At 59.9% G+C, this 13,666-nt stretch carries 11 protein-coding genes; 9 read left to right on the top strand and 2 right to left on the bottom strand.

All coding sequences use genetic code 11. The features are described from left to right. Positions 1-30 precede the first annotated feature (30 nt). A complete protein-coding gene (gene araH, locus N018_RS15165) occupies positions 31-996 on the top strand; it encodes an L-arabinose ABC transporter permease AraH (RefSeq protein ID WP_024646516.1) in 966 nt (321 codons plus the stop codon). Between the two features lie 261 nt (positions 997-1,257). Here the strand turns inward: araH and N018_RS15160 are convergent, their stop codons facing one another. Beyond that, the gene (locus N018_RS15160) at positions 1,258-2,586 is read right to left on the bottom strand and encodes an APC family permease (protein ID WP_025390124.1); all 1,329 of its coding nucleotides are present in this window, start codon (positions 2,584-2,586) and stop codon (positions 1,258-1,260) included. A 201-nt stretch (positions 2,587-2,787) separates the two neighbouring features. On the opposite strand from N018_RS15160, the gene N018_RS15155 reads away from it, so the two are divergent. Beyond that, a complete protein-coding gene (locus tag N018_RS15155; protein ID WP_025390123.1) occupies positions 2,788-3,654 on the top strand; it encodes a CAP domain-containing protein in 867 nt (288 codons plus the stop codon). 56 nt (positions 3,655-3,710) lie between these two features. Here the strand turns inward: N018_RS15155 and N018_RS15150 are convergent, their stop codons facing one another. Beyond that, complete coding sequence (locus N018_RS15150) at positions 3,711-7,205, bottom strand: hypothetical protein (RefSeq protein WP_025390122.1); 3,495 nt, start codon at positions 7,203-7,205, stop codon at positions 3,711-3,713. A gap of 650 nt (positions 7,206-7,855) precedes the next feature. On the opposite strand from N018_RS15150, the gene N018_RS27805 reads away from it, so the two are divergent. The 7 genes from N018_RS27805 (at position 7,856) to N018_RS15120 (ending at position 13,664) form a co-directional block, all read left to right on the top strand. Beyond that, a complete protein-coding gene (locus N018_RS27805) occupies positions 7,856-8,017 on the top strand; it encodes a hypothetical protein (protein ID WP_195757148.1) in 162 nt (53 codons plus the stop codon). A 122-nt stretch (positions 8,018-8,139) separates the two neighbouring features. Beyond that, complete coding sequence (locus N018_RS15145) at positions 8,140-9,084, top strand: SctD/MshK family protein (RefSeq protein ID WP_025390121.1); 945 nt, start codon at positions 8,140-8,142, stop codon at positions 9,082-9,084. Then, positions 9,081-9,440 carry a hypothetical protein gene (locus tag N018_RS15140; RefSeq protein ID WP_025390120.1) on the top strand — a complete coding sequence of 120 codons (360 nt, stop codon included), beginning with the start codon at positions 9,081-9,083 and terminating at the stop codon, positions 9,438-9,440. The genes N018_RS15145 and N018_RS15140 overlap by 4 nt, the downstream gene beginning before the upstream one ends. Next, positions 9,437-9,775, top strand: coding sequence for a tetratricopeptide repeat protein (locus N018_RS15135; RefSeq protein ID WP_024644549.1), 339 nt, complete (start codon positions 9,437-9,439; stop codon positions 9,773-9,775). The genes N018_RS15140 and N018_RS15135 overlap by 4 nt, the downstream gene beginning before the upstream one ends. Continuing rightward, complete coding sequence (gene sctV / locus N018_RS15130) at positions 9,772-11,922, top strand: type III secretion system export apparatus subunit SctV (protein WP_024644548.1); 2,151 nt, start codon at positions 9,772-9,774, stop codon at positions 11,920-11,922. Before N018_RS15135 ends, sctV begins: the two co-directional genes overlap by 4 nt. Beyond that, entirely contained in the window at positions 11,919-13,235 is a 1,317-nt protein-coding gene (locus tag N018_RS15125; RefSeq protein WP_024644547.1) for a type II and III secretion system protein family protein, read from the top strand. Before sctV ends, N018_RS15125 begins: the two co-directional genes overlap by 4 nt. A gap of 12 nt (positions 13,236-13,247) precedes the next feature. After that, positions 13,248-13,664, top strand: a complete 417-nt coding sequence (locus N018_RS15120) for a hypothetical protein (RefSeq protein WP_025390119.1) — start codon at positions 13,248-13,250, stop codon at positions 13,662-13,664. Positions 13,665-13,666 lie beyond the last annotated feature (2 nt).

Genomic DNA, 13,666 nt, shown 5'->3' with positions numbered 1-13,666 from the left:
CTGACCATGAACAATAAAAAAGAGGTGCGTATGTCTACCGAATCCAGCCTGCAGGCTCCCCGTCAGGGCATGAACCTGCGTCGTTTTGTCGATGACTGGGTGATGCTCCTTGCAGCTGTGGGAATTTTCCTGCTCTGCACCGTGTTCATCGACAACTTCATGTCGCCGCTGAACATGCGCGGCCTGGGCCTGGCCATTTCAACCGTAGGCATCGCGGCCTGCACCATGCTGTACTGCCTGGCGTCCGGGCATTTCGACTTGTCGATAGGCTCGGTGCTGGCCTGCTCCGGGGTGATCGCGAGTATCGTGATCCGCGACACCGACAGCGTGTTTCTGGGCGTGTCCGCCGCTCTGGCGTTGGGGCTGGTCGTCGGCCTCATCAACGGCATCGTGATCGCCAAATTACGCATCAACGCGCTGATCGCGACGCTGGCGACCATGCAGATCGTGCGCGGCCTGGCTTACATTTTCTCCAACGGCAAGGCCGTCGGGGTGTCCAACGAGGACTTCTTCATCTTCGGCAATGGCCAGGTGTATGGCGTGCCGGTGCCGATCCTGATCACCCTTGCCTGCTTCATCTTCTTCGGCTGGCTGCTCAACTACACCACCTATGGGCGCAACACCATGGCCATTGGCGGCAACCAGGAAGCTGCATTGCTTGCCGGGGTCCATGTAGATCGCACCAAGATCATCATCTTCGCCGTACACGGCCTGATTGGCGCGCTGGCGGGCGTAGTGCTGGCCTCGCGCATGACCTCGGGTCAGCCAATGATCGGTCAGGGCTTTGAACTGACAGTGATTTCAGCCTGTGTACTGGGCGGGGTATCGCTGAGCGGCGGTATCGGCATGATCCGTCACGTTATCGCCGGAGTGCTTATTCTGGCCATCATCGAGAACGCGATGAACCTGAAGAACATCGATACGTTCTATCAGTACGTGATTCGCGGCACGATCCTGTTGCTGGCGGTGATCATTGACCGGATGAAGCGCCGCTAAAAGAATGCAGTTAAACAAGCCCTTGTCGATAAATCGCCAAGGGCTTTTTATTACGCATTTTGAGACCCGGTTATTAATGGCTTCAGGGCTGTGTGACAGGAGTCAAGTCGTACTCTAGATACCTGTAGCTCTCGTTCGTCGCAGTTGCCGAAGGTATTTCAGGTTCAGCGTCGGCTTGCAGCTCATCATCGACGGGCTGGACCTAGCGCTTGCCGGGCTCCAGCAACGCACCGGCAAGCGCTCAAGCAATGACTGCGCTGTTCAGCGAGTATGCGACGCCAGCGTCGAGCTGCCCAGTCGAGTCAGCCCGTACAACGCCGCCCCGACCACCAGCATGATGCCCGCCCGCAGCCAGGTCTGTGCACCTTGCTGGGTGAGCAGCAGCACGCAGGAAAGAATACCGAGTACCGGAATAACCCAGTGAACCTGAAAGTGCCCGGTTTCGACCTTGTCGCGCTTGAGCACCAGCACTGCCACGTTGACGCTGAGAAACACGAACAGCAGCAACAGCACCACGGTTTCGGCAAGGATGGTCAGCGTGCTGGTGAACGACAGGGCGATGGCAACCAGTGTGGTAGCCAGAATCGCCAGGCCCGGTGTGCGTCGCTTCGGCAATACCGACCCCATCATCGTCGGCAGCAGGCCTTCGCGCGCCATGCCGTACGTCAGTCGGCTGGCCATGATCATGGTCAGCAGCGCGCCATTGGCAACGGCAATCAGTGCGATCACTGCAAACCACGGGGCCGGAATTCCCAGCCCCGAGGCGCTGACCACATCCAGCAACGGCGCTTGCGAACCTTTCAACTGATCGACTGGCAGCACCATCGCCGCGCCGACTCCGACCAGCATGTACACGGCCCCGGCGATCAGCAAAGCACCGAACAGCGCCCTGGGATAGACTTTTCGCACGTCCTTGATCTCTTCCGCCAGATTGGCGGACGTCTCGAAGCCCACGAACGAATAAAATGCCAGCAGCGATGCACCCAGGATTGCGGTGGCGGGTGCAGCTGTGTCCAGCTCGAAAATCCGCTGTGGCTCTCCATGACCCTGGCTGACAAACCAGACGGCAGCTGCGATCACCATCAGCAGGCCACTGAGTTCAATAACGGTCATCAGCAGATTGGCGGACAGGGATTCCTTGATGCCTCGCGCATTGAGCACGCCGACGATCACCAGAAACCCCACGCATACCCATTGTGCGGGCCAGTCGACCAAGGCCTGCAGGTAGTCACCGGCGAAGGCGACCGCCAGACCTGCAGCGCTGGTCACGCCAGCCGCAACCATTGAAAAGCCGACCAGAAACGACAGCAGCGGTTTGCCGAAGGCTTTCTCGGCATACACCGCAGCGCCACCGGCCCTGGGGTATTTGGTGACCAGTTCGGCGTAGGAAGCAGCAGTCAGCAGGGCAAAGCACAAGGCGATCAACAACGGCGCCCAGATGGCGCCCCCGACGCGACCGGCTATCGTGCCCGCCAGTGCGTAGACACCTGCACCCAGAACATCACCGAGAATGAACAGCATGAGCATGGGTGCAGTGATTGCCCGACGCAGCGATGAGCTGCCTGTAGAAGAACTGTCCGGGGTGAGCATACTGAAAGATCCCTTTTTCGATAACGCGAAGTATTGAGCTCAGAGGACGCTTGCGGGGGTTGGTTCTATCTTTCTCGGAATGGCCCGACTCGGCGGTCCCGGCCAGGAGGCCCCCGAAAGGTCTGGAACCCTACAGCCTTTTCAGAGTCTTATTCGGGCCTTGTCATTCAGGGCTGTTCACCGTCCAGGAGCCCGAGCCTTATGCCTCAATCCCTCCGTCCGCTTGCGCGAGGCTGCTTGTGCCTTATTTCTTTGTTTACGACGGTATTCGTCGGTCAGGCCCACGCGGGCGATGAGCGACGTCTGTTGCAGACTATCAATGACTATCGCGGGCAACCCGAGCGCTGCGACGCGGTTACACCGAAGGCCTCCAGAGCATTGACGCTCAGTTCCGCGCTGGCATTGCCCATTGATTTTTCCGGCAATTCTCGCGAGGCACTCAAGGCATCGGGTTATCAGGCCGCGACAGTACGCACTATCAGGCTGGTCGGTGCGCAAAGTGCCAACGAAGCGTTCGGCATGCTCAAGAGCCGCTATTGCGGCGCCTTGCTCGATCCGCAGTACGCTGACATCGGCATTACGCAGGAGAGGGCCGAGTGGCGTGTCGTGCTCGCCAAGCCATTGATCGACAGCGAAAGGCTGGAAGATGCGCGCTCGGCTGGCCGATTGTTGCTGGCGCAGGTCAATGCGGCACGCGCCAAGCCTCGCATGTGTGGCAAGCGGCCTTTTCCGTCTGCTCGACCGTTAAGCTGGAACGCTACGCTGGAAATGGCCGCGCAGGGGCACAGTCAATCGATGGCCAGTGAAAACTACTTCACCCATCGTGGTTTCGATAATGACTCGCCGGCGGACCGTGCACGTGCGGCCGGTTACAGCGGACGGCATATCGGTGAAAACATTGCAGCGGGGCAGAGCTCAGCAGGCAAGGCCATGGCCAGCTGGCTGGCCAGCCCCGGACATTGCGCCAACCTGATGAACCCGATGTTCACGGAAGTCGGCGCGGCCTATGCGACGGGCGCCAACACCGATTATGGCGTTTACTGGACAATGCTGTTCGGCGCGCCCTGAGCAATAACCGACAAACCGCCTCTATCAGGCGGCTTGTCGAACATCAGTGGGTTGGCTCAGATTTTCGGGCCAGTCCAGCGAGGCGCATCTCGCAACTGGTCACGCTGCTCCTGATCCGGTGACTTGTGCGGCTTACCGAATTCCACATGGAGTTCACTGTCGAGACGGTTGGTGGAAGAACCGTCCTTTTGTGGCGTCTCGTCGAAGTGCTGCCACTCGGCGCTCTGGAAGCGGAACAGGCTGTCGTCTGCCGGTGCTTCGCGCTCTTGGTAGTGATGGATCGAATAGTGTGCATATTCCACCTTGTCGCCCCAGTCGGCCTGCAACAGGCCGTCCGCTGCCAGGTCGCGATACCAGTCGTTCTCGTTTTCGGAGGCTTTCTGTTTTTTGTTGTGGTCGACAAAGTAGCCGATAATCCCGCCGACCACGGCAATGGCCACCCCGACCAGAAAGAACGGCCCGGCCAGTGCGGTCGCCGCAGCGCCGCCTGCGCCGACCAGTGCTGCCGTTCCCAGCACCCCGGCTGACGCGCCGAAGGCTCCGCCGGCAATTTGCAGCCCGCCCGCAGCCTGAGCGAGTTTGTCTCCGGATTTGACGCCGTCCTTGATGGTGAACGCACCCAGCACGATGTCGGCAAAGCCACCGGCCAGGTCCGTTGCAGGCCCCAGTACCTTGACCACCGAACCGGCGATCTTGCTGGAGGTCGCAGAAGGAAGCTTGGCACCTGACGCCTGCACAGCGTCATCGAGCCTCTGGGTAATCCCTCCCATCGCCTGCCGCTCGGCTTCAGCGCCCCCGGCCATATCACCCAGCGTGGAACTGAGCCGATAGTCATCAGTCGCGTCCAGTGCCGTACGGATCTCAGTCAGGTTACTTGCGGAAATGCCGCTGACCCTTACTTCCTTGGTCTTTTCGAAGTTCTCCTTGCCCCAAATCTCTGGCAACGTCTTGTCCAGCCCGAGCATGTCTACCAGACCGCCTTTGCCCATCAGGTCGCCGACCTGATCAGCCAGACGCACAAAATGGCTGGCACCACCGGCAAAGCTCAGAAAATCCTTGGCAATGCCCAGGCGCTGAATCGGTGTTTCGCCCAGCTTGCCGCCGTTACCGACCATTTGATAAATAGCCGAGAACAACGACACGCCTGCGGCCACCGAGCCCATGACGCCCTTGCTGTTCAGGGTGTTGAAAATCTCACCCAGCTTGCCGCGGTCAGCCACTGGAATGTAGGGCTTGGAAAGGGCCGTCTTGATATCGGCCTCGCTGACTTTGCCGTTTTTCTGATAAGCATCGCCCACCTCCTTCAGTGCCTTGGCGATGTCGGCGGGCTTGGCATTGCCGACCACGCCCTCCTGAATGAACTTCTCGAAGGTCGGTTGCAGGAAGCGCGGCATGTCGACCAGAAAACCCTTGAGCTCTGCCTTGAGCAGGCCGAACAGGTCTTTGGTGGCCAGCGCATTATTCTCGTCGCTGATCTTCGAAGGGTCGGCTACCAGATCATTAAGGTCACTGGTCAGGCCATCTGCCTGAATGGATTGTGCCGCCTTGCTGGCTCCTTCCGGGTCGACCAGCGCCAGCGAAGACAGTGTGTCGCTCAGGTCCTTTTGCGCCTCCTGCCCGAGCCCCTGCTTTTTCAGGTCCTTGAGATAGAGCACGTAATCCGGGTTGGCGGTCAGGTCGAGCAGCTTCTGCTTGATCTCGTCCTTGTTGGGCACCTTGTCCAGCGCCTCGGTCATCTTGGTCTGGTAGTCCTGCTGCACCGTCGGGTCGGAGAACAAGGTGGTCAGTTGTTCCTGGAGTTTGCCGCCATCAATGATGTCGTGCATATCGGCCGAACTGAGCTGGGTCTGTTTGCTGTCGAACTCGCGCCAGGTGCCGCCAAATGCACCTTGTGCTTCTTCATAGCCGGTCAGGCCGCGACCGTTGTCGTAGGCGGCCTGCGCCTCTATTGCGCGGACCAGTTTGGCGCGTGGGTCATCCTTGGCAATGTCGCCTTTCTTGACGCCTTCGCGGTATTGATCGAGCAGTTCCCTGGTCGCCAGTTCGCCGACGTTGAGCTCTTCGGACTTCTCGTCGTCCTTGTCGGCTTTCACCCCGGTTTTCTGCCCCATCAGATCCACATCGGCCACGGCAGGCAGGTTATAGCGAGTGCGGGTGTCACTGATATTGCCGGTGCCCAGCGCGTTCCATTTTTCCACCACGTCATCGTACAGTTGCGGGCTCGCGTCTTTGGACACGATAAATTTGCCATCGCCGTTCTCGAAACGGATCAAACCTGAGCCCAACTCGTCGGGCGAGCCAATCGTGATGTCCTGATTCTTCAGAAAGTCGTTGGGCTCTGCCAGCTTGTAGCCTTCTTCGCGGCTACTGTTGATCTTGTTCCAGGCGTCATGAAGGGTGGTGACTTTCTCGAACAGGTCGGGTGTCAGCGCTTGCGTCACGACGATGGTTTCGCCTTGCTGATTACGGTAGCTGATCTGGCTCTGTTCCTGACCGGTTACCCAGTGGAACTCGACAATGTCGTTCAGGCCGGGGAGGGGGGTATTGCCATCGGCGAGAATCTGCCCTTCGTTGACGGCTTTTTCCATCGCCGACCTTTTCTCGGGGTCTGCGACAACGCTCTGCAGGGCCTTCAGATAGTCGAACAACTTCGGATTGTCGTCGCGAGCGACCACCACTTTTTCGCCGTTGTGCTCGTAACGAAGGGTACCGGGACCTGCCTCGTTCAGTGGGCCGACAGTGGTGCCGAATACCGGCGGCCAGACTTCGTTGTCACCGGCCCTGCGATAACCTTCCGTTTCGCTTTTGCTTAGACCGGTCAGCGAGTTGAAGGCGTCTTTTGCCGCGCCGTACAGCTCGGGATTATCGCTCTGTGACACCACGATTTTATTGCCCTCGCGGTCCACATAACGCATCAGGCCTGGCCCGGCCTCGTCGACCGGGCCAACCACCGCGAAATCTCCCAGTTTCTCAGGCACTTTTTCATCTGCGCCCGCCAGGCGATAGCCTTCCTGTTGGCTGCTGTTGACGCCGGAAAGCGTTTTGAAATCCGAAGCGACCTGTTTGAACAGTTCCGGGTTCTGCTGTTCGGAAACAATGACTTTGCTGCCGTCGGCGGCTTCGTAGCGAATCAGTCCCGGTCCCATTTCCTCCGGTGGCCCGATACGCAGATAACCACCCGAGCCCGACGGCGCTTCGGCATCTGCTGCCGCCGGTTTATAGCCCGCCGCGACGCTGGTCTTGAAACCGGCGAGCGCAGGCTGATCGTCAACGACCTGCTGATAGAGCGCCGGGCTGGTGGATTTGTTGACCAGTACGTGATCACCTTTCTCTGTCACATAACGCACCGTGTCCGCCGCGACGGTCCCCGGCTTTTCTATGGACGCATAATCGCCCAGCGCGGGTGCCTTTTCGCTCGCGCTGGCCGGTCGGTATGAGGCACCGTTGCGGTTGCTGGACTGCAACACCTGGTTGAATCGGGTGTTCGCATTGTTTCCCGGCGCAGGGGTGGGAACAGGACCGGGTGCGGGACTGACCGTAGACGTCGACATGGCGGGTAACTCCTGTTTTGCGTGGTTAGCAGTTAGGACATGGCGTGCAACCGGCCGCTCGCCAAATGTCCACAAGCCTGAGGAGGCGCCTTGCTGTTTAAACACTGCACGTTGAAGAGTGTGCGGTTATCAGCGCAGTTCAAATGAGAGGGCTCAATGGAGTACTGGCAGATCAGTACTTGATAAAGAGCGCATCAAAAGTTTGAACCGAGTCTCGTTTGGCAGGCGCTTAAACGATTGCTTAATAGGCAGACACTAACATTCTGGTGGAGAGAAAGAAGACCGGTACATGTGTTTTCACAACGTTTCACAAAGGTGGTGAATATCAGAGGTCGTGCGTGGACAGCCCGAAATACGTCGCCTCCCGCACCGGTGGCACTTAAAAAATAATCTGAACAGAAATAAAGTAGAAATAAATATCACTTTGATATCACTGTAGTGTTGATACGTTTAATGCGTTGTGAAAAGCCGATTTCACAACTTTTCACAGCACCTGACAATGTCGGCTGCGTAGTATTGATCTCGCAGAACAGCGAGTACGTTGATTGCCGGGATCATTAAGTGACTTGTCCTGATTCGCTGTTGTGTGATGGCATTTTGCTCTGCCTTTTGGCAGTTGAAACTTCCCCCTCGAAGCAAGGAGAAACAACATGGCTGAGACTCCACCCGTAAGCTCCGGCAATTCGGAAGCAGCAATCGAAAAAATGTCTGCCACCTTTGATATGGCTATCGAGAAGTCGGCCAAGATCACCGAAATCTCCACTGCCAAGAAGGCAGAGCTGGACGCTACCAAGCAACGTCCTCAGAACTGATGTTGTGGTGTGGGCAGCGGCGCTGCTGCCCACACTATCTGCCTGCGCAAAGTCTTCCGATCGACAGTTTGACCCGGCTCTGACGTGCCGTTTCCGGTAAATCACACGGTGGTGACTCGATCATGACAGCCTTGATTTCATTAAGCGCGACGCCTGATGCTTCGGTGCATGCTTCTCTTCAGGGAAGTGGCGTGGCAATGCTCGAAATTCTCCACGGCTTGCATCAGGGCGTTGCCCTGACACTCGACAAGCCGGTTTATATCATCGGCAGTGCTGCCTCGGCCGATCTGGTGCTGGGCGATGCCGATATCGCTGCTCAGCATGCTCGCCTGCGCTTCTCTGATGACCGTGTTGCCATCGAAGCGATGGGCAACGACGTGGCTGTGGTTGATGCCCTTGGTCAACACCTGGTCATCACCAAAGGGCATGGTCAGCGTCTCGGCCTGCCTGTCGAGCTGAAGCTCGGCCAGAGCCATGTGCGCCTGCGCAGTACTCGACCTGAAAAATCCGCCGCTGCCGTACCCGGCGCACTTCGGGCGTTCAGGCTGCCTGTGATGGGCGCGCTGCTGTTGCTGGTGACGTGCGCAACTGCATTTGCCTTTCGCGCTCCGCCTGAGGCTGCTCACAACACTGCCGCCAATGCGCCTGCAACGGCTGTGCAGATCGCTGTTCCCACCCTGGCCGAGGCCCGCAGCTGGCTCGATCAGGCGTTGCGAGATGCCCGGCTTGGCCAATTGCGTATCGAGGAGCAGGACGGCCAGCTCAGCGTGACGGGCAGTTATCCGGCGGCACTTAAAACCAGTTGGTTACAGGTTCAGCGTGCGTTCGACAGCCGCTTCGGCCAGCGCGTCGTGCTGACGCCCAACGTCCAGGCCAGTGCAGCCGTTGCCACGCCGCGTGTGCGTTTGCAGGCCGTATGGTTTGGGCGCAATCCTTACGTCATTGATGAGCATGGCAAGCGCGTTTATCCAGGTGCAATGCTGGCAGACGACTGGACGCTGGAAAGCATCGAGGGCGATCAGGTGCGTCTGGTGCGCGGTCAGGAACGGTTTGCCTTCACCTTATGAAAGTCGATCTGCGGCCCATCACCCCGACCTCCCCGGAGTCCTTGCCCGCCGTCGAACGCGTTGCGCCCACTCAGCCACGGCAAGGCCCGCGATTCGAAGCGTTGCTGGATCAGCGCGAGCGCAAGGTGCGCCGTTCGCTGCGAGGCGAACTTGAACAGATCGACCAGGCCGATGGCGTCGGCGCGCAGCTGTTTGGTACTTCGCGCTCGCTACAGGTGTTGCGCTATCTGCTAGACGAAGTGCTGCCGACGCTGGATGCCGAACCCGAGATCCGCGCCCTGGCCGAAGACGTGATTCGCGAAGAAATCGACCTGCGCCTTTTGCTGGAACAGCAGCGCGCCGAGGTGCAGCCATGAGTGCACTTCAGGACCGCGAATGCGTGGAGCTGCTAACCGGGCTCGGCAATCTGTACCGACGCAGTGGCCAGCCGCAGCGGGCGCTGGTGATGCTGCTGATTGCCATCCAGCTGGCGCCGACCGACACCACGCTGCTGCACAGCCTGGTGCTGGCGTTCACCGACAGTGGTGACGCCGACCGGGCGCTCGCTGCACTGGACCGGCTGGTCGAACAGCAGGGCGAGAGCGCGTCGCTACTGTTGCTGCGCAGTCGCGCGTTGTGGAAGGCCAGCCGCAAGGACGAAGCGCGCCAGTGCTTCCGACGTTATCTGGACGCCCGGAGGGCCGCACAATGACCCTCATGAATTCGCTGAACCGCCTGGCAGTGGTCGCCTCAAAGCGTACGGACGTGATCATCGTCGCGTTCATGCTTATGGCCATCGCGATGATGATCATCCCGATGCCGACCTATCTGGTCGACGCGCTGATCGGGGTCAACATCGCCCTCAGCCTGCTGATCCTGATCGTTGCGTTCTACATCAACCATTCGGTCGAGTTTTCGGCGCTGCCCCCGCTGATTCTGCTCAGCACGCTGTTTCGTCTGTCGCTGTCGATCACTACCACGCGCCTGATTCTGCTGGACGGAAACGCCGGGCATATCGTCAAGGCGTTCGGTGACTTCGTTATTGCCGGTCAGGTGGTGGTTGGTCTGGTGGTGTTTCTGATCATTACCGTGGCGCAGTTCGTGGTCATCACCAAGGGTGCTGAACGGGTCGCCGAGGTTGCTGCACGTTTTACGCTGGACGCCATGCCGGGCAAGCAGATGAGCATCGACAACGACCTGCGCAACGGCGACATCGATCAGGCCGAAGCACGGCGCCGTCGCTCGCGCCTGGAGCGGGAAAGCCAGATGTTCGGTGCCATGGACGGTGCCATGAAGTTCGTCAAGGGTGATGCGATTGCCGGGCTGGTCATTCTGTTCGTCAACCTGTTGGGCGGCATGATGATCGGCATGGTCCAGCGCGGCATGCCGTTCTCCGAAGCGGCGCATGTCTACTCGTTGCTGACGGTCGGCGACGGGTTGATCGCGCAGATCCCCGCGTTATTGATTTCCGTGGCCGCAGGCACTGTGGTGACGCGCGTCAACAGTGATGGCGAAGAGCGCGATCTGGGCACCGAGATTGTCAGGCAGTTGGGCGCCAGCCATCGGGCGCTTGGCCTGACTGCGCTGATTCTGCTCGGCGTGGGGCTGCTACCGGGTTTCCCGATGCTGGTGTTCGTTGTGTTGGCCGGGATATTGGGCAGCAGTGCGTTTTTCCTCTGGCGTCGTCAGCATCGGGCGAGCCAGTCAACCGCGCAGGCCGAACAGCCCGAGCAGCCACTCATTACAGAGCCCGAGCCGTCCGAGACGCTGCTCGAGAGTGTCGAGCGTCCTCGCGATGTTCAGGTGCTGTTGAGCATCGGCGTCGGGCTGGCGGAGGTCGCGCCCTTGCAACCGCTGCGTCAGCGCATCGAGGCCATGTGTCATGACATCCGTATCGATCTGGGTGTCGAGGTGCCGTTGCCGGAAGTCTATCTGGATCGCTCTCTGGCGGCAGATCGCTTCCAGGTCGAGCTGGAAGGCGTGCCGGTCAGCGAGGGTGAATTCAGCGCACAGTCGCTGCTGTTGCAAGACGATCCGGTGCACGCGCAGCTTATTTCCGTCGAGCCCTTCGAAGCCCCATCACCGATCAGTACTCGCCCCGGTCGCTGGGTAGACCGGGAACATTCTGGCCAGTTGCAGGAAGCCGGCATCGGCTTTCTGTTTGCCGATGAAGTGCTGCGCGCTGTGCTGGAACGCAGCTTGCGCCGCTATGCAGCGGACTTTCTGGGCATTCAGGAAACCCGCGTGATGCTGGAGCAGCTTGAGGGCAAGTATGGCGAACTGGTCAAGGAGGCATTGCGCATCCTGCCCCTGCAACGTGTTGCAGAAGTATTGCGCTTGCTGGTGGCCGAAGGTGTCTCGATACGCAATCGCCGCGGGCTGCTGGAATCGATGGTGGAGTGGGGCGGCCGTGAAGCCGATGCCGGGCGCTTGACTGAACACTTGCGGGCCGGGCTCGCACGACAGATCAGCCATCAATACGCCGACCGCAACCGGGTGATCAGCGCATTCGTGCTGGCCCCTGCGCTTGAAGAACAACTGCGCACCGCCCTGGGCCGTCAGGAACGGAACCGCGATGCGCTGCCCGATGACCTCGGCCGGACTGTACTGGGGCAGTTGCGGCGCTTGTGCAATGTGCTGCCGGACGATGATTCGACGGTGCTGCTGGTCCACCCGGAGCTGCGGCGTGGCCTGCGTCGCATCATCCTGCGCGGCGAATTACAACTGCCGGTTCTGTCCTATCGCGAGCTTGCCAGCGAATACAACCTTCAAGCGGTCGGCACTGTCAGCCTGACCGATATCACTGCGCGCCCGGCCTCGAAAACCGGTGCGGTCACTTCTTTGGCGACTGCCTCATGACCTGTTCAGTTAACGTGATTCGTCTGATTTTCCTTACGCTGGGCGCCTTGCTTATCAGCAGCGGTGCGAACGCCGAGCAGATCGCCAAAGGTTCCAGGGGCACTGTCGATCTGGCGATCGGCGAAGGCCGGGTTCTGCATTTTTCGGCTCCTGTGGATTCGGTGATGGTGGCCGAACCGGGCATTGCCGATCTGCAGGTGGTGTCGCCCGGTGTGATCTATGTGTTTGGCAAGACCGCCGGGCAGACCAGCCTGATTGCGCTGGACAGCGAGGGTCGCGAAACCGCCACCTTGAGCCTCGCAGTCAGCAGCGGCACCGCTGCGGTAACGCGCCCGCTCAAGGCGCTGCACCCGCAGAGCCAGGCAAGGATCAACGCCAGCGGCAGCCGGGTGATCGCCAGCGGTCAGGTGCAGGACGTCGGCGAAGCGACCGACCTGAATGCCTTGCTGAGCACCGAGGGTCAGAACTTCAAGTCGACGGTCAACAGCGCCACCTACGCAGGCTCGGCGCAGGTCAATATCCGTGTGCGCTTTGCCGAAGTGTCGCGTTCCGAGTTGCTGCGCTATGGCGTGAACTGGAACGCACTGTTCAACAACGGGACCTTCTCATTCGGCCTGCTGACCGGGGGCGCTCTGGCTGCCGATGCTGCGGGCGGCGCGTCGAACGTGATCAGCGCCGGGCTGGCGTCGGGCAACGTCAACATCGACGCGATGCTGGAAGCGTTGCAGAGCAATGGTGTGCTTGAAGTGCTGGCCGAGCCGAATATCACGGCGATGACCGGGCAGACGGCGAGCTTTCTGGCGGGCGGCGAAGTGGCCGTGCCGGTGCCGGTCAACCGCGAAGTGGTCGGTATCGAATACAAACCCTATGGCGTATCGCTGCTGTTCAGCCCGACGCTGCTGCCCAACGGCAGAATCGCCCTGCAAGTGCGTCCCGAAGTCAGCAGCCTGATGAGCACCACCACGCTGGACGTCAATGGCTATCAAGTGCCTTCGTTCCGCGTGCGCCGCGCCGACACCCGTGTGGAAGTCGGCAGCGGCCAGACATTCGCCATTGCCGGGCTGTTCCAACGCGAAAGCAGTCAGGACATGGACAAGGTGCCGATGCTGGGTGACATGCCGATCCTCGGCAATCTGTTCCGCTCCAAGCGCTTTCAGCGCAATGAAACCGAACTGGTGATTCTGATCACCCCGTACCTGGTCGAGCCGGTCAAGGAGCGGGTGGTGGCAACGCCACTGGACAAGCAGCGTGCAGCCAGCACCGCGTCAGCCAGCCCTCGTAGCGGCGGCGCATTCGGCTTCTACATGAACTGACAGGGAATGGCCATGAACCTTATTTCAACGATGCCACGCCTGCCGGTCCTGATGACGTTATGTCTGCTGGCAGGCTGCAAAACCCACCTGGACCCGGTGAGTTATTCGCCGGATTACAGCGCCATCACACGCGCCGATGGCCGTGTGGAGCTGGTGCCCCAGGCCTGTATACAGCCCGCTGCAGAGGATGAGATTGGTGTAGGCGAAGATTTTCAGCCGCTGCTGCCACCGGGCTGTGCCAGCAACCTGATTCTGTTGCAGATGGTCGAGCAGCGCGCTGACGTGATGCAGGGCCGCAGCACCGGGCCGGTCATGGCTGCGCCGGTCGGGCGCGCCGCGCAGGTTTATATCGATGGCTATGACCGCGAAGAGCTGCGTCGGCGTCAGGCCGAACAACAGGCCAACACCGATACCACGGAGTCGCGATGATG

It is taken from the genome of Pseudomonas syringae CC1557 (genome assembly GCF_000452705.1).
In the GTDB taxonomy this organism is placed as follows: Bacteria; Pseudomonadota; Gammaproteobacteria; order Pseudomonadales; family Pseudomonadaceae; genus Aquipseudomonas; species Aquipseudomonas syringae_F.
Note: the sequence above shows the minus strand (reverse complement) of the source record. Positions and strands in the feature narration are given on the sequence as shown.